This is a genomic window from Cellulomonas xylanilytica (assembly GCF_007989805.1).
GTDB lineage: Bacteria > Actinomycetota > Actinomycetes > Actinomycetales > Cellulomonadaceae > Cellulomonas > Cellulomonas xylanilytica.
Window position 1 is genome coordinate 240,782 of the sequence record NZ_BJUB01000005.1, and the last position, 21,001, is coordinate 261,782.

The 21,001-nt window shown below is 72.2% G+C and carries 22 protein-coding genes and 1 riboswitch; of the genes, 9 read left to right on the forward strand and 13 right to left on the reverse strand.

Features of this window, described 5'->3' with window-relative positions; all coding sequences use genetic code 11:
• The first annotated feature begins 99 nt into the window (after positions 1 to 99).
• Together CXY01_RS09910 and CXY01_RS09915 are read left to right on the forward strand one after the other, a co-directional pair.
• Positions 100 to 558, forward strand: coding sequence for an OsmC family protein (locus CXY01_RS09910; protein ID WP_146927255.1), 459 nt, complete (start codon positions 100 to 102; stop codon positions 556 to 558).
• Positions 558 to 1,310, forward strand: coding sequence for a hypothetical protein (locus CXY01_RS09915; protein ID WP_246125209.1), 753 nt, complete (start codon positions 558 to 560; stop codon positions 1,308 to 1,310). The genes CXY01_RS09910 and CXY01_RS09915 overlap by 1 nt, the downstream gene beginning before the upstream one ends.
• Positions 1,311 to 1,313: 3 nt before the next feature.
• Here the strand turns inward: CXY01_RS09915 and CXY01_RS09920 are convergent, their stop codons facing one another.
• Positions 1,314 to 2,303 (reverse strand): aldo/keto reductase, encoded by a 990-nt coding sequence (locus CXY01_RS09920; RefSeq protein WP_146927256.1) that lies wholly within the window; start codon positions 2,301 to 2,303, stop codon positions 1,314 to 1,316.
• A 35-nt stretch (positions 2,304 to 2,338) separates the two neighbouring features.
• Here CXY01_RS09920 and CXY01_RS09925 point away from each other — a divergent pair, with 35 nt between their 5' ends.
• From CXY01_RS09925 to rocD, 3 genes are all read left to right on the forward strand, one after another.
• A complete protein-coding gene (locus CXY01_RS09925) occupies positions 2,339 to 2,821 on the forward strand; it encodes an SRPBCC family protein (RefSeq protein WP_186813357.1) in 483 nt (160 codons plus the stop codon).
• Between the two features lie 105 nt (positions 2,822 to 2,926).
• On the forward strand, positions 2,927 to 3,772 hold the full coding sequence (gene ddaH, locus CXY01_RS09930; protein ID WP_146927258.1) for a dimethylargininase: 846 nt from the start codon (positions 2,927 to 2,929) through the stop codon (positions 3,770 to 3,772).
• On the forward strand, positions 3,769 to 4,971 hold the full coding sequence (gene rocD, locus CXY01_RS09935) for an ornithine--oxo-acid transaminase (RefSeq protein ID WP_146927259.1): 1,203 nt from the start codon (positions 3,769 to 3,771) through the stop codon (positions 4,969 to 4,971). The genes ddaH and rocD overlap by 4 nt, the downstream gene beginning before the upstream one ends.
• A gap of 131 nt (positions 4,972 to 5,102) precedes the next feature.
• On the opposite strand, the gene CXY01_RS09940 is transcribed toward rocD, so the two are convergent.
• The gene (locus CXY01_RS09940; RefSeq protein WP_186813358.1) at positions 5,103 to 6,071 is read right to left on the reverse strand and encodes a CAP domain-containing protein; all 969 of its coding nucleotides are present in this window, start codon (positions 6,069 to 6,071) and stop codon (positions 5,103 to 5,105) included.
• A 397-nt stretch (positions 6,072 to 6,468) separates the two neighbouring features.
• Here CXY01_RS09940 and CXY01_RS09945 point away from each other — a divergent pair, with 397 nt between their 5' ends.
• Entirely contained in the window at positions 6,469 to 6,951 is a 483-nt protein-coding gene (locus CXY01_RS09945) for an Lrp/AsnC family transcriptional regulator (RefSeq protein ID WP_146927261.1), read from the forward strand.
• A 4-nt stretch (positions 6,952 to 6,955) separates the two neighbouring features.
• On the opposite strand, the gene CXY01_RS09950 is transcribed toward CXY01_RS09945, so the two are convergent.
• The 4 genes from CXY01_RS09950 to CXY01_RS09965 all read right to left on the reverse strand — a co-directional run bounded on the left by CXY01_RS09950 (position 6,956) and on the right by CXY01_RS09965 (position 10,734).
• A complete protein-coding gene (locus CXY01_RS09950) occupies positions 6,956 to 7,894 on the reverse strand; it encodes a universal stress protein (protein ID WP_146927262.1) in 939 nt (312 codons plus the stop codon).
• Between the two features lie 127 nt (positions 7,895 to 8,021).
• Entirely contained in the window at positions 8,022 to 8,591 is a 570-nt protein-coding gene (locus CXY01_RS09955) for an HNH endonuclease (RefSeq protein WP_146927263.1), read from the reverse strand.
• Positions 8,592 to 8,774: 183 nt separating this feature from the next.
• The gene (locus tag CXY01_RS09960) at positions 8,775 to 9,548 is read right to left on the reverse strand and encodes a C40 family peptidase (protein ID WP_146927264.1); all 774 of its coding nucleotides are present in this window, start codon (positions 9,546 to 9,548) and stop codon (positions 8,775 to 8,777) included.
• Positions 9,549 to 9,550: 2 nt separating this feature from the next.
• Positions 9,551 to 9,716: riboswitch (cyclic di-AMP (ydaO/yuaA leader) on the reverse strand.
• Positions 9,717 to 10,029: 313 nt separating this feature from the next.
• Positions 10,030 to 10,734, reverse strand: a complete 705-nt coding sequence (locus CXY01_RS09965) for an iron-dependent transcriptional repressor DtxR (protein ID WP_146927265.1) — start codon at positions 10,732 to 10,734, stop codon at positions 10,030 to 10,032.
• Between the two features lie 124 nt (positions 10,735 to 10,858).
• On the opposite strand from CXY01_RS09965, the gene serC reads away from it, so the two are divergent.
• Positions 10,859 to 11,992 carry a phosphoserine transaminase gene (gene serC / locus CXY01_RS09970; RefSeq protein ID WP_146927266.1) on the forward strand — a complete coding sequence of 378 codons (1,134 nt, stop codon included), beginning with the start codon at positions 10,859 to 10,861 and terminating at the stop codon, positions 11,990 to 11,992.
• An 83-nt stretch (positions 11,993 to 12,075) separates the two neighbouring features.
• Here the strand turns inward: serC and CXY01_RS09975 are convergent, their stop codons facing one another.
• The 4 genes from CXY01_RS09975 to CXY01_RS09990 all read right to left on the reverse strand — a co-directional run bounded on the left by CXY01_RS09975 (position 12,076) and on the right by CXY01_RS09990 (position 16,534).
• Positions 12,076 to 12,780 carry a peptidase gene (locus tag CXY01_RS09975; RefSeq protein WP_146927267.1) on the reverse strand — a complete coding sequence of 235 codons (705 nt, stop codon included), beginning with the start codon at positions 12,778 to 12,780 and terminating at the stop codon, positions 12,076 to 12,078.
• Between the two features lie 116 nt (positions 12,781 to 12,896).
• On the reverse strand, positions 12,897 to 14,705 hold the full coding sequence (locus CXY01_RS09980) for a DUF4012 domain-containing protein (protein WP_146927268.1): 1,809 nt from the start codon (positions 14,703 to 14,705) through the stop codon (positions 12,897 to 12,899).
• A 78-nt stretch (positions 14,706 to 14,783) separates the two neighbouring features.
• Positions 14,784 to 16,115, reverse strand: a complete 1,332-nt coding sequence (locus CXY01_RS09985; RefSeq protein WP_146927269.1) for an MFS transporter — start codon at positions 16,113 to 16,115, stop codon at positions 14,784 to 14,786.
• On the reverse strand, positions 16,112 to 16,534 hold the full coding sequence (locus CXY01_RS09990; RefSeq protein WP_146927270.1) for a MarR family winged helix-turn-helix transcriptional regulator: 423 nt from the start codon (positions 16,532 to 16,534) through the stop codon (positions 16,112 to 16,114). Before CXY01_RS09990 ends, CXY01_RS09985 begins: the two co-directional genes overlap by 4 nt.
• Before the next feature lie 84 nt (positions 16,535 to 16,618).
• Here CXY01_RS09990 and CXY01_RS09995 point away from each other — a divergent pair, with 84 nt between their 5' ends.
• Entirely contained in the window at positions 16,619 to 17,080 is a 462-nt protein-coding gene (locus tag CXY01_RS09995) for a VanZ family protein (protein ID WP_146927271.1), read from the forward strand.
• Between the two features lie 4 nt (positions 17,081 to 17,084).
• Here the strand turns inward: CXY01_RS09995 and CXY01_RS10000 are convergent, their stop codons facing one another.
• The 3 genes from CXY01_RS10000 to CXY01_RS10010 all read right to left on the reverse strand — a co-directional run bounded on the left by CXY01_RS10000 (position 17,085) and on the right by CXY01_RS10010 (position 20,037).
• Entirely contained in the window at positions 17,085 to 17,519 is a 435-nt protein-coding gene (locus tag CXY01_RS10000) for a CAP domain-containing protein (protein ID WP_186813360.1), read from the reverse strand.
• A 62-nt stretch (positions 17,520 to 17,581) separates the two neighbouring features.
• Positions 17,582 to 18,907, reverse strand: a complete 1,326-nt coding sequence (locus CXY01_RS10005; RefSeq protein WP_146927273.1) for a UDP-glucose dehydrogenase family protein — start codon at positions 18,905 to 18,907, stop codon at positions 17,582 to 17,584.
• A 62-nt stretch (positions 18,908 to 18,969) separates the two neighbouring features.
• A complete protein-coding gene (locus CXY01_RS10010) occupies positions 18,970 to 20,037 on the reverse strand; it encodes an acyltransferase family protein (protein WP_146927274.1) in 1,068 nt (355 codons plus the stop codon).
• Between CXY01_RS10010 and CXY01_RS21420 the strand changes: the two genes are divergently transcribed.
• Entirely contained in the window at positions 19,921 to 20,661 is a 741-nt protein-coding gene (locus CXY01_RS21420) for a VanZ family protein (protein WP_281285305.1), read from the forward strand. The genes CXY01_RS10010 and CXY01_RS21420 overlap by 117 nt on opposite strands.
• The last annotated feature ends 340 nt before the right edge of the window (positions 20,662 to 21,001 follow it).

A 21,001-nucleotide genomic window follows, 5' to 3' on the forward strand; every position in this document is an offset into this window, starting at 1 on the left:
GTCTGCAGCCTAGGAGCGGGCTCGGTGCCGTCCATCCGTAGTCGTTGCGTAACTTGCGCCCGACAAGAGACCTCCAGCGCCCCGTGGCAGGATCGCGGGATGACGACCGAGCAGACGGCAGCGCCCGACATCACCCGGAACGCGGGCGGCACAGAGCTGTGGGTGGAGCGCACCGGGAAGCGCCTGTACACGGGCCGCAACTCGCGCGGTGCCGAGGTGAGCATCGGCGGCGTCGAGGTCGACGGGGCGTTCAGCCCGGGCGAGCTGCTGAAGATCGCGCTGGCCGGCTGCAGCGGCCTGTCCGCCGACTCCAAGCTGGCGCACCGGCTCGGCGACGACGTCGACGTCGTCATCAAGGTCTCCGGCATGGCGGACCCGGACGAGGACCGCTACCCCGCGATCGCCGAGGAGCTGGTGGTCGACCTGAGCTCGCTCGACGCCGAGGCCCGTGACCGCCTCATCACCGTGGTGCACCGGGCGATCGACGCGCACTGCACCGTCGGCCGCACCCTCGACGCGGGCGCCCACGTGCAGCTGACCGTGACCGGGGAGCGCTGATGCCGAGCATCGTCGAGGCGGCCCTCGCGAAGGCCGTGACCATCCCGTCGTCCACCATCCACGCGCACGTCGAGTCGCTGCGGCGCAGGAACCCGGAGGCGTCGCCCGAGCAGCTGGTGCGCCTGCTGGAGAAGGAGTACCTGCTGGTCGTGCAGGGCACCGGCGGAGCCGTGGGCGCGACCGCGGCGGCCCCGGCCGTCGGCACCGGTGTGGCCCTCGCGCTCACCGCGAGCGACGTGGCGACGTTCTTCGGGGCGTCGGCCGCCTTCGCGCTGGCCGTGGCGAGCGTGCACGGCATCGAGGTCGAGGACGCCGACCGGCGTCGCGCGCTCCTGCTGACCACGATCCTCGGGGACTCCGGCGCCAAGATCGTCACCGACGGCGCGGAGCTGACCAGCGTCAGCGTCGCGCGGGCGCTGCTCACGCGGATGCCCATGGCGACCGTCCGCAAGGTGAACACGACGATGACCCGGCGCTTCGTGCGCACGCAGGTCACCAAGCAGACCGGGCTGGCCTTCGGGCGCCTCATCCCGTTCGGCATCGGCCTCGTGGTCGGCGTCGCGGGCGCCCGGGCGCTGGGCAAGAACGTCATCGAGGGCGCCCGGCGGGCGTTCGGCCCGCCGCCCCTCACGTTCCCCCGGGTGATCGAGATGGCGGGGCCCGACGACAAGCCGGTGGTCCTGCCGGCCGACGAGCAGAAGCGGCTCACCGGCCGGTTCAAGGCCATCGGGTCCCGGAAGAAGACGTCCTAGCCGCTACCAGCGGACGTGCACGTGCTGCCGGATCCGCCCGTCGTAGATCCCGCGGAGCCCGTCGAGCGTCTCCTCGTCGACGGGCGGCAGCGCGGCCGCCTGCGCGTTCGCGACGGCCTGGGCCGCGGAGCGGGCGCCGGGGATGACCACCGACACACCGGGCTGGTCGATGATCCACCGCAGGGCCAGCTGCGCGGTCGTGGCACCCGCGGGCGTCAGGTCGGCGACCTCGCGCGCGGCCGCCACGCCGACCTCGAACGGCACGCCGGCGAACGTCTCGCCGACGTCGAACGCCTGCCCGTCCCGGTTGTAGGACCGGTGGTCGTCGTCGGCGAACTGCGTGTGCTCGTCGTACTTGCCGGACAGCAGCCCCGACGCCAGCGGCACGCGCGCGATGATCCCGACGCCCTCGGCCGCGGCCAGCGGGAGCACCTGCTCCAGCGGCTTGCGCCGGAAGACGTTGAGGATGATCTGCACCGTCGCGACGTTCGGCCGGACGATCGCCTCGAGGGCCTCGTCGACGGTCTCCACGGACACGCCGTACGCCGCGATCCGGCCCTCGTCGACGAGCACGTCGAGCGCGTCGTACGTGGACTCGCGGCGGAGCACCTCCGACGGCGGGCAGTGCAGCTGCACCAGGTCGAGGGTGTCGGCGTCGAGGTTCTCCCGCGACCGGTCCGTCCACGCGCGGAACCAGGACAGCGTGTAGGCCTCGGCGGTGTGCGGGTCGGCGCGGCGGCCCATCTTGGTCGCCACCGTGATGCCGTGGTTCGGCCCGCGCGCGGCCAGGAACGAGCCGATGAGCTTCTCGGACCGGCCGTCGCCGTAGACGTCGGCGGTGTCCAGGAACGTCACCCCGGAGTCGACGGCCGCGCCCAGCACCTCGAGGGCCGCCTCGTCGGACACCGACCCCCAGTCCGCACCGAGCTGCCAGCACCCCAGCCCGACGACCCCGACCGACCTACCTGTCCTACCCAGCAGCCTGCTCTCCATGGACAGGGACGCTACCCGCGCGGACGATGGGCCGCGTGACGAGTCTGCCGATCGACGCCGTGGTCCGGTCCTTCCCGGTCGACGCGGCCACCGCGTGGGGCCTGGTCGCCGACCTGCGCAACCACGAGCGCTGGATCCCGATGACGCGGGTGTCCCTCGACCGGCCGGCCGCCGCGGGCGCGACGGTCACCGCGGTCTCCGGGCCGTTCGCGCGCCGGGGCTTCCCCGGTCTGGCCGACGTGATGACCGTCGACCGCTACGACCCGCCCGTGGGCGCGGAGCCGGGGGTCGCCACGTTCACCAAGGTGGGGCACGTGCTCAAGGGCCACGCGAGCATCGTCGTCGTGCCGGCCGGCCCGTCGTCGAGCCGGGTGCTCTGGAGCGAGAACGTGTACCTGGCCGGCCCGCTGCCGCGCCGACTCACCGAGGCGGTGCTCAAGCCGTTCCTCGGCGGGATGGTCCGATACGCGCTGATGAAAGCGCGGAACGAGGCTCGCGCAACAGATCGCAACGCTTAGCGCGATTCACGCAACGGATCGCGGCCCAGCGCACAACCTGAGTTGACCGGTCCGGACCGTACCGACTCGTAGCCTTGTCGCAACGACACGCCACGAGGAGCACTCATGACCCTGATCGCCCCCGGACGTACCGATCGCCGCTACCTGATGTGCGAGCCCGTCCACTACACGGTGTCCTACGAGATCAACCCGTGGATGGACAAGACCAGGCACACCGACGCCGACCTGGCCGTCCGCCAGTGGCGCACGCTGCGCGACGTGTACCTGGACCTCGGCCACACGGTCGAGACGATCGACCCGATCCCCGGCCTGCCGGACATGGTCTACGCCGCCAACGGCGCGACGGTCCTGGACGGTGTCGTCTACTCCGCCAAGTTCCGCTACGCCGAGCGCCAGCCCGAGGGCCCCGCGTACCAGAAGTGGTTCGCCGACCGCGGCTATGTCACGCACACCGCCGGCGAGACCAACGAGGGCGAGGGCGACCTGCTCGTCGTCGGCGACCTGGTGCTGGCCGGCACCGGCTTCCGCACCGACCGCGCCGCGCACGCCGAGCTGCAGGAGCTCTTCGGCCGCCCGGTGATCTCCCTCGACCTGGTCAGCCCGCACTACTACCACCTGGACACCGCGCTGGCCGTGCTGTCCAGCGACCCGGCCGACCCCCAGATCGCCTACTACCCCCCGGCGTTCTCGGCCGGCTCCCGGTCCGTCCTGCGCCAGCTGTTCCCCGACGCGGTCGAGGCCACCGAGCGCGACGCCGTCGCCCTCGGCCTCAACGCGGTCTCCGACGGCCTGAACGTCGTCGTCGCCCCCGGCGCGGTGGACCTGGCCGCGGCGATCGCCGAGCGCGGCTACAACCCCATCCCGGTGGACACCAGCGAGCTGCTCAAGGGCGGCGGCGGCGCCAAGTGCTGCACGCTGGAGATCCGGCCCGCGTCCGGCGCCGGGCGATGACGCTCGTGGCCGCGGGGACGTCGGCCCTGGCCCCGAACTACCACCCGCTGCCGGTCACGCTGGTCGAGGGCCTCGGGTCGTGGGTCACCGACGACGAGGGCCGCCGCTATCTCGACCTGCTGTCCGGGTACTCCGCGCTGAACTTCGGCCACCGGCACCCGGTCCTCACGGCCGCCGCGCACGCCCAGATCGACCGGCTGACCCTGACGTCGCGGGCGTTCGACCACGAGCTGCTGCTGCCGTTCGCCGAGCGGCTCGCGGCGCTCGTCGGCCCCCTGGTCGCCGGTCCGCCCATGGTGCTGCCGATGAACACGGGTGCCGAGGCCGTCGAGACCGCGATCAAGGCCGCCCGCAAGTGGGGCTACGACGTCAAGGGCGTGCCCGCCGACCGCGCGACGATCATCGTGGTCGACGGCAACTTCCACGGCCGCACCACGACGATCGTGTCCTTCTCCACCGACCCCGACGCCCGTCGCGGCTTCGGCCCGTACACCCCGGGCTTCCGCGTGGTGCCGTACGGCTCGGTCGACGCGGTGCGTGACGCCATGGACGAGACGACCGTGGCCGTGCTGGTCGAGCCGGTCCAGGGCGAGCAGGGCGTCGTCATCCCGCCCGACGACTACCTGCCCGGCCTCCGCGCGCTCTGCAGCACGCACGACGTGCTGCTCGTCGCCGACGAGATCCAGTCGGGTCTGGGCCGCACCGGCACGACGCTCGCGTCCGAGCTCTGGGGCGTGAAGCCCGACCTGGTCACCCTCGGCAAGGCCCTCGGCGGCGGCGTCCTGCCCGTGTCGGCCGTCGTCGGGCGTGCCGACGTCCTCGGCGTGCTCACCGCAGGCACCCACGGCTCGACGTTCGGCGGCAACCCGCTCGCGTGCGCGGTGGGTCTCGCGGTCGTCGGCCTCCTGGAGACCGGTGAGCTGCAGGCCCGCGCCACGACGCTCGGCCTGCACTGGGGTACGCGCCTCGACGCCCTCGTCGACGAGGGCCTGCTCGCCTCGTCGCGACGCGTGGGCCTGTGGGCCGGCCTGGACGTCACGCCGCCGGTCACCGGCCGCCAGCTCTGCGAACGCCTCCTGGCCCGCGGCGTGCTGGCCAAGGACACCCACGGCAGCACCATCCGCCTTGCTCCGCCGCTGACCATCAGCGTCGAGGACCTCGACCTGGCGACGGATCACCTCACGGCCGCCCTCCGCTGACCACCGGCACGCGAACGTCCGCACTCCTGCGGGCTGGACCCTGCACGAGCGCGGACGCAGCGCCGTCACACGCCACGACGTCCGCACTCGTGAGGGCCTGAGCCTCCTCGAATGCGGACGTCGGGGTGGTGTCAGCTGAAGCGGACGGCGCCGAACAGCCAGCCGTTCAGGCTCGCGCCGCCGACGGACATGCTGGACACGTCGGTGCGGCGCATCTGGGCGTCGTGCCCGGCGGACTGCGACCACGCGGACACCATCGAGGACGCCGAGCCGTTGCTCACGCAGGCCACGATGTTGTCCCCACCGGAGTGCCAGATGCCGCCGGAGTTGGCCATGTCGATCGCGTGCGACACCAGGCCCCCGCTGCGCGAGACGGACAGCTCGGGGAGCCCGAGCGACGACCGGTAGGCGTTGATCGCCGACCCGATCGCGGAGATGCTCGACTCCCCCGCGCCGGATCCCCCGGACCCGCTGCAGACCTTCCCGCCGGCCGGGACCCCGCCACCGGTCGACGGGGCGGGCGCGCCACCACCGGACGAGCTGGGCGAGGCGGGCCGGGCGGTGGTCCGGCTCGGGGCGCTCCCGGAGGAGCGCTTGGCAGCAGCAGCAGCGGCAGCAGCGGCCTGCGCGGCGGCGGCCTGCTCGGCGGCGATCCGCGCGTCCTCGGCTGCCTGCCACGCGGCCTGCGCGTCGATCGCGGCCTGCTCGGGCCCGGCGACGCCAGTCGTGAGCGTGCGCAACGACCGGGCGCTGACACCGGGGGCCGCCAGCGCGGTGCCCACCGCACCGGACGCGCCGGCGAGGGCTGCCCGGGGCGCGTCGCCCGCGTTCGGGACGGCAGCGAGGGTGGCGTTCGCGCGGTCGACGGCGGCCTGTGCCGCGGTCGCCGCGTCGGTGCGGGTGCTCAGGTACGCCGCCTGGGCGACGGCGACGTCGGTGCTGCGCTCGGCGGCGGCGTCCTGCGACGCGGCGAGCAGGTGCTCGTCCACGCGCAGCCCGGCGGCGAGCGCCTCGGCCTCGGCCCGCTGGGCACGCTGGTCGGCGGTGTAGACGCCTCCACCGGCCGCGACGGCGAGCACGACCCCGGCGGCCAGCCCCACCCAGACCGCGCGACGGGCGCCACCCGGTCGAGCTGCGACGGGGGCGGGCGCAGGCTGCGGCTCGACGAGCGGCGACGGTGGCGAGTGTGGCTGTGGGACGTCGGCGACTGCCGGTGGGTCCGCGATCACCGGTGTCGGTGCACTGATCACCGACGGCCGTTGGCTCGGGACAACATCAAGCCGCTTCTCGGTCTCCTTGACCACGTCGCCTCCCCCTCATCAGACCCCGCTTCCTGGGGCCTCCCCTGATGTCGGCACGCGCGGCGTCCGCCTTGAGGCAAGTTGCCGCTTTTGTTGAATCACCCTTTCGGCCTAGTGCGTGCACATTGTCATCGTTTCGATGACCACACCAATCGGGAGGCATGTCGGGCGCGTCGCGCCCCGACGGTCCGCGATGATGAGGGACGTGACCGACGACTCCGGGCTCGACGCCCTCGACACCGCGATCCTGCGCGTGCTCGCGCTCGATGCCCGGGCGACGTTCGCCCAGGTCGGGGAGCACGTGTCGCTCTCCGCGCCGGCCGTGAAGCGTCGGGTCGACCGCCTCCGGGAGCGCGGGGTCATCCGCGGGTTCACCGTCCGGCTCGACCCGGCCGCGATGGGCTGGCAGACCGAGGCCTTCGTCGAGCTGTTCTGCCAGGGCTCCACCAGCCCCGCCACGATGCGCTCGGCGGTCGAGCACTATCCCGAGGTCGTGGCGGCGAGCACCGTGACCGGGGACGTCGACCTCATGGTGCAGGTGCGTGCGCGGGACATGCGGCACCTGGAACGGGTGGTCGAGCGGCTCGCCGCGGAGCCGTTCGTCGCCCGCACCCGCTCGACCGTGGTGCTCTCGGCCCTGGTCCGCCGCCCGGACGTCCCGCCGGCTCCGGAGGGCTGAGCGCTCAGCCGGCGATGCTCTCCGCGGTCGCGCACCGGTTGGTGACCACCATGACCGGGCAGTCGGAGTGGTGCAGGACCGCCTGGCTCGTGGAGCCCAGCAGCAGTCCCGCGAAGCCGCCCCGGCCGCGGGACCCGACGACGATCAGGTCGGTCGCGACGGAGAACTCGGTGAGCAGCTCCGCGCCCGTCCCGTCGAGCGCGATGCGCCGCACGGTCAGGTCCGGCACGTCCGCCAGCGCGCGGTCCACGACGACGTTCAGGCCCTCGGTGACGTCCCGCAGCACCTGCTCGTGGTCGACGGCCGCCGGCAACCACGCGAGGACGCCGGACATCGAGCCCACAGGGACGCCCGCGACCGTGGTCAGCTCCGCACCCCAGGCCTGCGCCTCACCGATCGCGTAGCGCAGCGCGTGCTCTGCCTGCGGGGAGCCGTCGACCCCCACGACGATCCGCTTCACCGGGCGCGGGGCGGGGATCGGCGCGTCGTCAGGCAGCGTCTTGCCGGCCTCCCGCAGGGGGACGACGACCGTCGGGCAGTACGCGTGCGCCGGCAGGGCCGACGACACCGTCCCGAGCAGCCGGTCCGCGAACCCGCCGCGCCCCCGCGTCCCGACGACCGCGAGCCGGACGGTGTGCGACATCTCGACGAGGACCCCCGCGGCGTCGCCGGTCAGCACCTTGGCACTGACCGGGACGCCCATCGAGGACACCCGCTGCGTCGCCTCGGCGAGCACGGCCTTGGCGCCCTCCTGGATCGCCGTGTCGTCCAGCGCGGCGTACCCGCCGTCGAGCGAGGCTGCCGTGAACGACGGCAGCGAGTAGCTGCAGACGAGCCGGACCGCCCACCCGTGGGTACGCGCCTGAGCCGCGGCCCAGTCGAGCGCGTGCAGGCTCGCCGCTGACCCGTCCACCCCGACGAGGACCACATCGTCACGCGTCATCCGGAGCCTCCGTGCTCGTACCGAGCCCGCCGTGCGCTCGTCCCAGTGTCCTCCTCTGGAGCGCAGATGCGCCCTCGAGTTCCCGGAATGATGCCATACGTTGGTGGACGCTTGACGAAAGCGAGACTCAGGCAACCACGTACTGGGACCACAACGGCTCGGAGCGCACCGACGTGGTCCCGAACGCCACCGACCACCGCGGCGCCCGGGGGACGAACGCGAGCTCCCAGCCGATCTCGTGCAGCAGCCGGTCCGCCTTGCGGTGGTTGCACCGCACGCAGGCCGCGACGACGTTGGTCCACTCGTGCCGCCCCCCGCGCGACCGCGGGTGGACGTGGTCGACCGTGTCCGCCCCGCCCCCGCAGTACGCGCACCGGTGGTCGTCCCGCTGCAGGACGGTGCGCCGCGTGGGGGGCACCGGCCGCCGCACGGGGACGTGGACGTAGCGCGTGAGGCACAGGACGACCGGCAGGGGCACGGCGACGTGCTCGGAGTGCAGCACGCGGCCGTCGGTCTCGAGCACGGTCGCCTTGCCGGTCATCACGAGCACCACGGCACGCCGCAGGCTCACGATGCACAGGGGCTCCATGCTGGCGTTGAGCAGCAGGGTGCGTGCTCCGGACGCGATCAGCCCTGGTGAGCCGACCTCGGGCACTGCCCCACCGACGGCCTCGGTGGACAGCTTCGACGCATTCATGAGCACGGCGTTCTCCCGACCTCGGGGGTCGGACCGGCTGGCTGCCGGCCCGGCGAAGCGAAGCAACAGCGTGGTGCACGGCCAGAGTACGCGCCGCCCCCTGCAGAGGCCGCACGCGGTGCCGGGATGCGACGAGGCCCCGACGACTGGTGTCGTCGAGGCCTCGTGGTCGGAGGGCTGGGGTCAGCCGATCCGGATGAAGACGGGAGAGCTCTGCCAGATCGCGCGGAACTGGACCGTCTTGCCCGGGCGGGGCGAGTCGATCTGCTCGTTGCCACCGGCGTAGATCGAGATGTGGCCGGGGCTCCAGATGAGGTCTCCAGGCTGGGCGTCCGCCCGCGAGACGACGGTGCCCGCGGCCTTGATCCCGCTCGACGTGCGCGGCAGGTCGATGCCGAGCTGCGCGTAGACGTAGGAGACGAAGCCCGAGCAGTCGAAGCCGTCGGGCGAGGAGCCACCGGACACGTACGGCGTGCCGACGTAGCGGGCGGCGATCTCCAGGACCGCGTTGCCGGCAACCGACTGCGGTACCGCGGCGCTGGTCGCCTCGGCGGGGGCCGCGGTGGCGACGGCGGCGCGTGCCGCGCTGCGCGACGTGGTGGCCGCGCGAACGGGCGGCGGCGGGGGCGGGGGCGTCTCCGCCGTGACGACGGGAGCGTCGAAGGTCCACGCGGCGTCGACCGGAGCGGTCACGACCGGGGAGGTGTTGAGGACGGCGCGCGCCGACGCGGTCAGCGCGGCGGTGTCCACGGCAGGAAGGGCACCGGCGTCACCACCGGTGGCTGCGCTGGCGGACGAGCCGAGCATCGAGACGACAAGTCCCGACGTCCCGACGACGACAGCAGTCCGGCGTCCGACGGTTCCCATCTGGTCCGAGGCGGCCGAAGCGAGCTCGGTCAGTGGCGTCGAAGGACGGCGCGCCGCACGATGGCGGGCGCGAGTGGTGCTCACGGTCACGCGTTGCCTCTCCTGATGCCTACGAGGTCAGCTGTCGGGTTCGGGTGGGAGAACACCCGGCCGTGTCCCCGATCGAGATCGGTTCTCCGGCTTCACCCCAAGGACACCGAACTTCCGGTGCCCGCAATTGGGTCCCCCGCCCCTGCCGGCGGTCAGTGCGGACCTCGGGGCGGCGGCAGGGTTAGGCGTTCCGCTCGAGGGCTTCTCTGGAGGAGGGTTCCGGGGAAGCAGGTCGAACGTACAGGACCCTCACGGCCATTGTCACGTTCTGGTCACGAGAGATTTGGTTCTTGTCGGACAGCCGTCCTGGAGCCTCCGACGGATCGCCGAGGTGACCTGCAAAGACGCCGGTCATGGGTGTGGGAGCGCGCGCACAGGCGGCCTGAGCCGGTCATGGCAAAGATCACGGCCGACGGCTCAGGGCGCTCCCAGGCGGCTCACAGACGGGCTCCTGCCAGGCTCGTGGCAGGCTCCTGCGGGCCTAGCGCGTGCCGACGAAGATGTGCCGGGCCACGTCGTCCGGCAGGTCCAGCAGCGACTCGGAGCCCGGTCGCGAGACCGTCACCGTGCCGAGGCTGCGCTCGATCGCGATCTCCTGGTGGGGCAGCACGCCCGCCTCCGCCAGCCGCGTCAGCAGCTCGACGTCCACCTGCAGGGGCTCCGCGATCCGGGCGACCACGGCGCGCTCGGAGCCGTCGGCCACGATCTCGCCGCGGTAGGCGACCAGGGACGTGACGCCGTCGAGGAACGTCTCCCGCGTCGTCTCCTCGCCGATCTCGCTCAGCCCGGGGATCGGGTTGCCGTAGGGGTCGAAGTGCGGGTGGTCCAGCAGCGACGCCAGGCGCTTCTCCACCCGCTCGCTCATGACGTGCTCCCAGCGGCAGGCCTCCTCGTGCACGTACGGCCACTCGAGGCCGATGACGTCGGTGAGCAGGCGCTCGGCCAGCCGGTGCTTGCGCATGACACGCACGGCCTTGCCCTCGCCGACCGCGGTGAGCTCGAGGTGGCGGTCGCCGGTGACGACGACCAGACCGTTGCGCTCCATGCGGGCGACCGTCTGGGACACCGTGGGGCCTGAGTGCCCGAGCCGCTCCGCGATCCGGGCGCGCAGGGGGGTGATGCCTTCCTCGGTGAGCTCGTAGATCGTCTTGAGGTACATCTCCGTCGTGTCGATCAGGTCGCTCACTGCTTGGCCTCCCGCGTCGCGTCATCGTCGCGCGGCACCCGCTCGAGGGGCGGGCCGCCACGCTGTGCACAGGTTAGTTGGTCGCACGGACAGCGGTGGCCCCGCACCGCCTATCCTCGGCCTCGTGCCCGCTGCTCACGAGATCACGATCCCCGCGCACCTGCTGCCCGCGGACGGCCGGTTCGGCTCCGGTCCCTCCAAGATCCGGCGGGCCCAGGTCGACGCCCTGGCCGGCCCCGCCGCCGCGCTGCTGGGCACGTCGCACCGGCAGGCGCCGGTCCGCGGCCTCGTCGGCCGGGTGCGCACCGGCCTGGCCACGCTGCTCGGGCTGCCCGACGGGTACGAGATCGTCCTGGGCAACGGCGGCTCGACCCTCTTCTGGGACGTCGCGACGCTCTGCCTGGTCGAGGACCGGGCGGCCTTCGGCACGTTCGGCGAGTTCGGCGCCAAGTTCGCCGCCGCCGCGACGCGGGCGCCGTTCGTCGGCGAGCCCGTCATCACCTCCGCAGCACCCGGCGGCGTGGCGGTGCCGGGCCTCGCGGACGGCGTCGACACGTACGCCTGGCCGCACAACGAGACGTCGACCGGCGTGGTCGCACCCGTCCGCCGCGTCGCCGGTTCACGCGAGCAGGGCGCGCTGGTGCTCGTCGACGGCACGTCGGGCGCCGGCGGGCTCGCCGTCGACGTCGCGCAGACCGACGTCTACTACTTCGCGCCGCAGAAGTCGTTCGCGTCCGACGGCGGCCTCTGGCTCGCCGCCGTCTCCCCCGCGGCCGTCGAGCGCGCTGCCCGGGTCGAGTCGAGCGGGCGCTGGGTCCCGGAGTCGCTGTCGTTCACGACGGCCCTGACCAACTCACGGCTGGACCAGACGCTGAACACGCCGGCCATCGCGACCCTGTTCCTGCTGGCCGAGCAGGTGGACTGGATCCTCGGCAACGGCGGGCTGCCCTGGGCCGCGCAGCGCACCGCGACGTCGGCGGGCCACCTGTACGGCTGGGCGGAGTCGCGGGACTGGGCGACGCCGTTCGTCACGGACCCGGCGCTGCGCTCGGACGTCGTCGGCACCATCGACCTCGACCCGGAGATCGAGGCGGCCACCGTCACCCGCGTGCTGCGCGCCCACGGGGTCGTCGACGTGGAGCCCTACCGCAAGCTCGGCCGCAACCAGCTCCGGGTCGCCATGTACCCCGCGGTCGAGCCGGACGACGTCCTCGCGCTCACCGCCTGCATCGACCACGTGGTGGACCAGCTGGCCTGAGAGCCGCGCCGGCCCCGGACATGACGGACGCCCGCCCCCCGTGGTCAGCACGGGAGGCGGGCGTCTGTCGTCGGAGCGGTCGCTCAGGAGGCCGTGCGACGGCGGCGGGCGACCGCCACCAGCGCGACGGTCAGAGCGCCGACGACGAGGAGCCCGGCGCCGACGGCAGCCAGCGGGCCGACGTCAGAACCGGTCGCAGAGAGCACGGCCGAGGTCGGGTTGGACGAGAGGACCTGGCTGGCCAGGACCTGCTTGCCCGGGGGGTTCGTGTTGCAGTTGGGGCTCGACGGCGGGTAGCCGACGGTGACGGTGTCCTCCGGGTTGACCTGGAAGTTCACGTCGACGCTGGGGCGGACCCAGTCGAACTCGTCGCCCTCGACCCAGGAGCCGTCGGCCAGCTGCGTCCAGCCCGGCCAGTCGATGCCACGACCGGTCGAGTCCTGGACCGCGCCCGGCCAGTTGACGGTGCCCTGGAGCGGGAGGTCGGCGTACACGACGTCCGGCCCGGTCGGGTTGATGAACGTGACGGTGACCGTCGTGTTCGGCGTGCCCTGGGCGACGACCTTGTACTGGAGCTTCGGCACCTCGTTGTCGCAGATCGGCGTGAGGATCTGCACGTTCAGCGTGCACGACGGCGGCACCGGGTAGCCGTCGGGCACGATGCACGACGTCGTGTCGTCGGAGGGGCTGGGCGTCGGTGCGACGAGGGCCTGGGAGGGCAGTGCGCCACCGAGGCCCACGAGAACCGCGATGAACGCGACGACGGCGCCGCGGAGGAGTCTGGCCATGATGGGATCGCCTCGTCTAGGAATTGGACATTTCGCCCATTGTTCCCCGGCGAGCGACCGGATCCGTGCGAACGGACGGGTGATTTCGTCTGATCTGTCCGTTTCACCCGTTTGCCTCAGCAGGAGGCCGTGACGAATCCGGGGCTCGTGAGCGTGGGGGTGGTCCAGACGGTGACCGCCCCGTCCCGCACGGGAACCGCGACGCGGTAGGTCTCCGAGGCGCCGGGCTCCAGGCGCGAGGTCACCACCTCCACCTCGCGGCCGGCCGTCGTCGCGAGCGTCCCCCCGACGTACCCGTCGTCGAGACGCAGGTCCTGCAGCGGGGACCCGACCGGTGCGTACACGGTGATGTTGGTCGACAGCACGCCGACGGGCAGGCCCGCCGTGCCGGTCACGTAGACCGGCAGCGGAGACAGGTCGTCGGGCGGGTCGTAGGACAGGTCGAGGCGGACGGTCGCCGACGGGTCGGGGCCGCTGCACCGCAGGTCCTCGACCGTCACGCTCGTCGTCAGGTAGTAGCCGAGCTTGCCCGCGGTCCCGTCGTTGAGGAACACCCCGACGGCGTCGGGGACGTCACCGGAGAGGAACGCCGCGCCGATCGTCGTGCCCACGAGCGTGGCCTGCTCGTCGGGGTGCGCGGACCAGAGCCGGATCCGGCCCTCGCTCCCGGCCCGGGCGAGCGCGGTGACGAGGTCCTGCTGGTCCCCCTGCCCCGCGCCGACCGCGCGGAAGATGGAGACCGCCACACCCGCGTAGAACGCGTCCGCGGCCGCGGGGTCGGCGATGTCGCGGTAGGCGTCGCGCAGCAGGACCTGGAGCAGGTCGTCGGCCGTGATCGTGGCGCCGCCCGGCCCCGTCACCGGACCCGTGGCGTCCAGCACGTACCGGGCGCCCACCGGGTCGGCGGCGATCACGCCGTCGACCGTCTGCCCCATGTCCTGCGCCCAGCGGGCCGCGAGCAGCTGCGCGCTGCGCGGGAAGTCGGGGGTGATCACCGCGTCCTGCACCCAGCGACCCAGCCGGTCGGTGTCGAGGGCCAGCTCCTCGTCCGTGAGCGGCAGGATCGGGGCGTCGATGCCCTTCAGGTCGATGGTCGAGCGCTGGTCCGTCAGCGAGATGCCCCCGTCCTCCGCGTGCAGCACCGCGAACGCGCCGACGATCCCCCCGGCGCTGCGCAGCTCCGCGGAGTTCAGGGAGACCAGCAGGTACGTCCGCGGGCCGTCGGCGCCGAGCATCGGCGGCAGCAGCGTGGCCACCTGGGCGCCGGCGTCGAGGGCGCCGGCGACCTGGGCCATCCCGTCCTGCAGCTGCTCGACGGGGCCGACCAGCTGCGGGACCAGGGCCCCGGTGTCGATCGCGGCCACCGCTGCCTGCGCCCGGTGCGCGCCCTCCGCGGCCGAGACGATGTCCGGTGCCGCCGCGAGCAGCGGCGCCAGGTCGATGCGACCGTCGGCACCCGGTGCCTGGCGCGACGCCAGGACGTCGTCGACCTGCTGGAGCGCCGGCAGCGCGTCGCGCACGACGTCGTCGAGGGACACCGTGACCACGCGGACCGCCTCGAGGCTCGGTCCCGCCCACGGCAGGTGCTCCGCGACCCGCCAGAGCGGGTCCGCGGTCGCGGTGCGCGCCGTCGAGAGGTCCGCCCGCAGGTCCGGGACGCGCGCCTCGAGCTGGTCGGTGTCCCCCGCGGCGACGTCGGCCTGCAGCTCCTCCACCGAGTCCTTCGCGGACAGCAGCGCGGTCCCCGCCTGGTACCCGCGGAAGGCCAGCCACCCGGCGGCGACCAGCACCAGGACCAGGACGGCCAGCAGGCCGAACGCGACGCGTCGCGCGGTGACACGGCGGGGTGACCGCTGGGCGGGCGCCGGGTCGTCGTCGGGCGAACTGACCTCGGGCGCACGGGGGTCGTCGACGGAGGCGCTCACCCCCAGAGCGTGACATCCCGGACATCCCGGACGGCACCACCACGAGGCAATTCACCCGGGCATCCACCCGGTCGGCCGTCAGGCCGCGGTCTGGCGGTCCGCCGCCTCCTGCGCACCCAGCCGGGCGGCCGTCTGCGCGCGCTCCTCGTGCGGCGCCGGGTACAGCACCTCGAGGTGGGGCCGCGAGCGCACGTGGTACCGCACCGTGACGTCCCACTTCTTCCACGCCCACAGCGCCGCGCCCGTCGCGACGAGCAGCGCGGAGATCGACCCGACGCCGATGGCCCAGCGCGCCCCGAACGTCTCGCCGATCCAGCCGACGATCGGCGACCCGATGGGCGTCGCGCCGAGGAACACCATCATGTACAACGCCATCACCCGCCCCCGTACGGCGGGGTCGGTGCTCAGCTGGATGGTGGCGTTGGCGGCCGTCATCATCGTCAGCGAGGCCAGCCCGACGGGGATGCAGGCGATCGCGAACGTCAGGTACGTCGGCATGAGGGCCATCACGCCCGTCGCGACGCCGAACGCGAACGCGGCGCCGATGACCAGTCGCACCCGGGGCCGCTCCCGCCGGGCCGCCAGCAGCGCCCCCGTCAGGGAACCGATGGCCAGCACCGAGCCGAGGATCCCGTACTCCCCCGCACCCATGCCGAACTCGCTGCGCGCCATCATGGCGCTGGTCAGCTGGAAGTTCAGGCCGAACGTCGACACCACACCGACGACGACCATGATCACCAGGATGTCGCTGCGCCGGCGCACGTAGGCGATGCCCTCGCGCAGCTGCCCCTTGGCACGCGGCGTCGTCGGCATCGGGCTCAGCTCGGACTTCCGCATCCGCGTGAGCGAGAAGATCGTCGCCGCGAACGTCACCGCGTTGATGAGGAACACCCACCCGGTGCCGACCGCGGCGATCAGCAGACCCGCGACGCCCGGCCCGATGAGCCGGGCAGCATTGAACGACGCGCTGTTCAGGCCCACCGCGTTCGACAGCTTGCTCTGCGGCACCAGCTCCGCCACGAACGTCTGCCGCACCGGCCCGTCGATCGCGGTGACGCACCCGAGGACCAGCGCGAACAGGTACACCTGCCACAGCTGCGCGTGCCCGCTCAGCACCAGGACACCCAGCCCGGCCGCGAGCACCCCCTGACCCACCTGCGTCGCGATCAGCAGCTTGCGCCGGTCCACCCGGTCCGCCAGCAGACCCGCGTACGGCGACAGCAGCAGCACCGGCGCGAACTGCAGGGCCGTCGTGATGCCGACCGCCACCCCCGACTCGTCGGTCAGCTCGGTCAGGACCAGCCAGTCCTGGGCGACGCGCTGCATCCAGGTGCCCACGTTCGCCACCAGCGCCCCGGCGAACCACAGCCGGTAGTTCCGGAACTTCAGCGAGGAGAACGTGGGACTCATGAAGCGGCGATCCTCCGCAGGAGCTCGGCGGCGTCGACGAGCAGCGTGCGCTCGTCCTTGGTCATCTGGGTGAGGCGCTCCGCCAGCCACGCGTCGCGTCGGCGGCGGGTCTCCGTCACCTCTTCCGCGCCGGCATCCGTGAGGCTCACGACCACCTGGCGGCCGTCGGTCGGGTGCTCCGCCTTGGCGACCAGCCCCAGCTCCAGCAGGCCGTTGACCGTGCGGGTCATCGACGGCGGCTGGATCCGTTCCCGCTCGGCCAGCTGGCCCGGCGTCAGCGGGCCCTCCTTGGTGAGCCAGGCGAGCACCACGAACTGCGGGTCCGTCAGGCCGGCCTCGCCCCGCTCCGCCCGGATCCGTCGTGAGGCCCGGCCGATGGCGATGCGGAGCTCGCCGGCGAGGTCACGGGAGGAGGGCATGTATTTACTCTACATCATTACTTTGCGTAATGACTTGCCGACGATCGACCATCCCGCGCGACCCGGCAACGTACCGTGGAGCGCATGAGGAGGCAGCTACGTCGCTGGGTCGTTGCCCTGCTCGCCGTGTGCTGCGTGGCGGCCCTCGTGATCGTGCTGAGCCCGTGGCCGCTGCAGCGCGTGTCCGGTGGCGTGACATACCACGCAATCGCCGCGCTCCACGAACGCGGCGTCCCGTCCCAAGTCGACTACGGGCTGATGGAGTTCCTCGCCAACATCGCGCTGTTCGTGCCACTCGGCGCGCTCGGGGTCGTGGTCCTCGGCCCACGACGCTGGTGGGCGGTGCTGGCCGTCTCGGCCGCGCTGTCGATCACGGTCGAACTGGTCCAGGCGGTCGCGCTGCCGCACCGTACCGCGTCGGGCTGGGACGTGCTCGCCAACACGGTCGGCGCGGCCGTCGGCCTCGGTCTGGTCGCCGCCGTCCGGCGGGCGCGGAGCCGGCGCGGGCGCACCGCGTCCGAGATCTCCGGCTCGCCTGTTGCCTGATTCGTCACTCGCCGAGGAACACCTGGGAGCAGAGCATCTCGTCCTCGTCGACCAGGCACCCGATGCCGACCTCCCGCACCGACGGGTCGAGCAGGTTGGCCCGGTGGCCCGCGGATCCGAGCCACGCGTCCACCACGTCCAGCGGGGGTGCCGCGGCGCGCGCGAGGTTCTCCGCAGCCGATGACGACGGCGGGCACGCCTCGATAACAGGGCTCAGGGATTCGTGTTCGAGGTCCTTGCCACCGGCGAGCGCGGTCGCCCGCGCGAGCGCCTCGGCCGTGGCGCAGTCCGACACGGTGAGCGGGGCGAGGCCTTCCTCCGACCGGGCGGCGTTCGTCGCGTCGACCAGAGCGGCCGCGTACTCCTCTGCGGCGACACCGTCGGGCGACCACGCGTGCTCGACCTCGCCCGCCGGCCGCACCACCAGGAACACCGCCACGGCCCCGATGACAAGACCGGCACCGAGCAGCCACCACCCGAGGCGGGCTCCACGCGGCACGATCAGGGACGACCCAGCGCCCGGTAAGTCCAGCCGGCCGCCCGCCACCGGGCCGGCTCGAGGACGTTGCGACCATCGAGGATCCGCGTGTGCGCCACGACCCCCGCAAGGGCGTCGGGCTCCAGCTCGCGATACTCCGACCACTCCGTGGCCAGCAGGACCACATCAGCGTCCTGCGCGGCTTCGAGGGCCGTGGCCGCGAACCGTAGGTCCGGCCACTTGGCGCGGGCGTTGTCGACCGCCTGCGGGTCCGTCACGGTGACGTGCGCGCCCTGCAGCTGCATCTGTGCCGCCACCGAGAGCGCCGGGGAATCCCGCACGTCGTCGGAGTCCGGCTTGAACGCCGCCCCGAGCACCGCGATGCGCTTGCCGACGATGGATCCGTCGCACACCTCGCGTGCCAAGTCCACCATGCGAACGCGCCGCCGCATGTTGATCGAGTCAACCTCGCGCAGGAACGACAAGGCGTCGCTCACACCAAGCTCACCGGCGCGCGCCATGAACGCCCGGATGTCCTTGGGTAGACACCCGCCGCCGAAGCCCAGTCCCGCGTTGAGGAACCGCCGACCGATGCGAGCGTCGTATCCGATGGCGTCCGCTAGCCGCGTCACGTCCGCACCCGTCGCTTCGCAGAGCTCGGCCATCGCGTTGATGAACGAGATCTTCGTGGCGAGGAACGAGTTGGCCGCGACCTTCACCAGCTGGGCTGTCGCGTAGTCGGTGACGACCAGCGGGATGTCCTCGGACAGCGGTGTCGCGTAGACCTCGTCAAGCACCGCGCGAGCCTTGCTGCCCTCGGCGGTCGGCTCGCCGTCGCCGTCCGTCGGCAGACCGTAAACGAGGCGGTCCGGGTGCAGTGTGTCCGCGACCGCGAACCCCTCGCGCAGGAACTCAGGGTTCCACGCGACCACCGCACCGGTGTCGCGCAGCGCCTCGGCGATGGCTTCTGCCGTCCCGACGGGAACGGTGGACTTGCCCGCCACGACGTCCCCGGACCGCAGGTACGGCCGCAGCGACGCCACCGCGGAGTTCACGTACGTGAGATCGGCGCGGAACTCCCCGTGCACCTGCGGGGTGCCCACGCAGATGAAGTGAACGTCCGCACCGGCGGCGTCCGCCATGTCGTCGCTGAACGTCAATCGGCCCGTGGCGCCGACCTCGGTGAGCAGCTCGGGCAGCCCTGGCTCGTAGAACGGTGCCCGCCCGGCGCGCAACGCCTCAATCTTGCGGCGGTCGACATCGATCCCGATTACCTCGTGGCCGAGGTGGGCCATGCTCGCCGCGTGGACGGCACCGAGGTAGCCACAACCGATGACAGACAGGCGCACGGGATCTCCAGTGGGGGTGGTACGGACCTGAGGCGATCGCTCGGTCGTTCGTCGTGGCGAGCCTACAGAGCGCGAACAGCCTCCCGGGCTGGCCGTCTGGCACTTTCACCCAGGATCAGACGGCCGGGCGCCACCTTCCTGAGAACCATGATGATCGCGATGGATCCGACGATGCCGAACATCAGGCCCGCGGCGAAGAGCACTTCGATGGACTCGACACCCGACCGTCGCAGCACCGCGCGCACCCCCGCGATGACGAAGGAGTGGACGAGGAAGATGCCGGCCGAGTAGGCACCGATGCGGGCCAGCAGGCTGCTGCGCATGTTGAGAGACAGGAGGGCGAGGCAGCCGAGGACACCAAGCGCCGTGCCGATGATCTCGTTCCTGTTGTGGACGCGAGGGATGACACCGAACAGACCCAACTGTGTCAGCCCGAAGAGCATTAGTGCGGCGATACCGACGAGCCACTTCCACCGCGCGCGCGCACGTGACCAGTTGAACCGGGCCGCGGCTAGGCCTGTCAGGAAGAAGGTGGACAGGAAGAGCGCGGACCGCAGGCTGAGGAACTCGTAGGAGCGGTCCTGGGCAGGAACGACGACGTCGACGAGGCCGACGACGACGATCGCGGTGATAACGACCCGCAGGTCGTCCAGCCACCCGCGTGTGTCCACCCACGCGATGACGGCGAACACCCAGAATGTGGCGATCAGGAACCAGTAAGGGCTGAGGGAGTAGACCAGCCACTCCCACGGGGCCAGCTGGGTGGGGTTGTTTGCGTCCGGGACGATGCTCTGCGCCAGCCCGATGAGTGGGACGAACACGAGGTACGGGATCAGCAGGCGTCGTGCCTTCTTCCCCATGAACCCGCGGTAGGCGCTGCGGGCGCGCAGAGGGCGCCACCCGTACACGAACCCGGCCAGCACGCTGAACAGGGGCATCCGCAGGTACATGAACGAATCGGCGAACCAGCGGTAGGCGGAGTCGTCGTCCACGCGGATGCCGGCCGTGCTGTTGTGACCGATGACGTGCATGGAGACGAGCAGAAGGCATGCGACGCCGCGCAGCGTGTCGATCCGGATGTCGCGGTTCGCACGTCGTGCCGGCGCGACCGACTGATCGGTAGCCGTCATCTAAGAATCCCCCTGAGAAATGCGTGCCATGAAACTCTAACAACGCGAAACGCCTGCGTTTTACCGTCAACTACCCTGTCTCCTGTGGCGAGAACCCGGCGACAGCGCGTCAGCGCGAGCGTCGCGCTCGCCGCCTACCTCGCGGTCGTCGCCCGGATCACACTGTCCCCAGAGCCGGCATCGGATGCCACATTCGCCGTCGTACGCGGCGTGCTGGCCTGGCTCGTCGAGCACGGCGTCCCACTGACGTATCCAGTCCTCGAGGCCGTCGCGAATGTCGTCATGTTCGTGCCGTTCGGTGTCCTGGTGGGCCTGCTGGTCCGCCGGGCGTGGGTCGTGGTCGCCCTGGCGACCACGACGTCGGCAGCGATCGAGCTGAACCAGCTCCTCTTCCTGGCCTCGCGCGTCGCGACGGTGCAGGACGTCGTGCTGAACACTCTCGGCGCGGTAGTCGGCCTCGGCATGCTGCGGGTGCTCGCCCGTCGGCGCGCGTCATGCCGACCGTCCGCGTACTTCGGCGACGGCCCGGCGCGCGTCGCCGAGGACCCGCTTGCCGAACGGCAGCGTGAGGACGACGACGGCGATGTAGCCCGCGCAGACTCCCGCGGTCACCAGCAGGGCTGACCACGGCGACACGAGCAGAATCGAGGCGCCGAACGCGAGAGCACCGAGCGGAGTGGCGAAGATTGCCACGCTCCAAAGGCCGTCGCGCAGCAGCGCCCCGGAGTCGAAGCCGGTGGACCGGCGGACCTGCGAGAGGCTCAGCAGCCAGTTCAGCGCATACCCGACTGAGTGCCCGACCGCCACACCGACGATGCCCCAAGGCAGCCCGGCAAGCATGATCACCGCAACCAGCGGCTGGGACCACAGGTAGAACCGGAACTGCTGCGTCGAGGCCCCTAGCGACAGGAACACCCAAAAAGTCACCTGGTTCAGCGCTCGGAACACCCCCCCGATCGCCAGT

Excerpts from the sequence above, each read along its gene's own strand:
- CXY01_RS09910 (WP_146927255.1), top strand. The coding sequence starts at position 100 with ATGACGACCGAGCAGACGGCAGCGCCCGACATCACCCGGAACGCGGGC.
- CXY01_RS09915 (WP_246125209.1), top strand. The coding sequence starts at position 558 with ATGCCGAGCATCGTCGAGGCGGCCCTCGCGAAGGCCGTGACCATCCCG.
- CXY01_RS09920 (WP_146927256.1), bottom strand. The coding sequence starts at position 2,303 with ATGGAGAGCAGGCTGCTGGGTAGGACAGGTAGGTCGGTCGGGGTCGTC.
- ddaH (WP_146927258.1), top strand. The coding sequence starts at position 2,927 with ATGACCCTGATCGCCCCCGGACGTACCGATCGCCGCTACCTGATGTGC.
- rocD (WP_146927259.1), top strand. The coding sequence starts at position 3,769 with ATGACGCTCGTGGCCGCGGGGACGTCGGCCCTGGCCCCGAACTACCAC.
- CXY01_RS09945 (WP_146927261.1), top strand. The coding sequence starts at position 6,469 with ATGAGGGACGTGACCGACGACTCCGGGCTCGACGCCCTCGACACCGCG.
- CXY01_RS09950 (WP_146927262.1), bottom strand. The coding sequence starts at position 7,894 with ATGACGCGTGACGATGTGGTCCTCGTCGGGGTGGACGGGTCAGCGGCG.
- CXY01_RS09955 (WP_146927263.1), bottom strand. The coding sequence starts at position 8,591 with ATGAATGCGTCGAAGCTGTCCACCGAGGCCGTCGGTGGGGCAGTGCCC.
- CXY01_RS09975 (WP_146927267.1), bottom strand. The coding sequence starts at position 12,780 with ATGGCCAGACTCCTCCGCGGCGCCGTCGTCGCGTTCATCGCGGTTCTC.
- CXY01_RS09985 (WP_146927269.1), bottom strand. The coding sequence starts at position 16,115 with ATGAGTCCCACGTTCTCCTCGCTGAAGTTCCGGAACTACCGGCTGTGG.
- CXY01_RS09990 (WP_146927270.1), bottom strand. The coding sequence starts at position 16,534 with ATGCCCTCCTCCCGTGACCTCGCCGGCGAGCTCCGCATCGCCATCGGC.
- CXY01_RS09995 (WP_146927271.1), top strand. The coding sequence starts at position 16,619 with ATGAGGAGGCAGCTACGTCGCTGGGTCGTTGCCCTGCTCGCCGTGTGC.
- CXY01_RS10010 (WP_146927274.1), bottom strand. The coding sequence starts at position 20,037 with ATGACGGCTACCGATCAGTCGGTCGCGCCGGCACGACGTGCGAACCGC.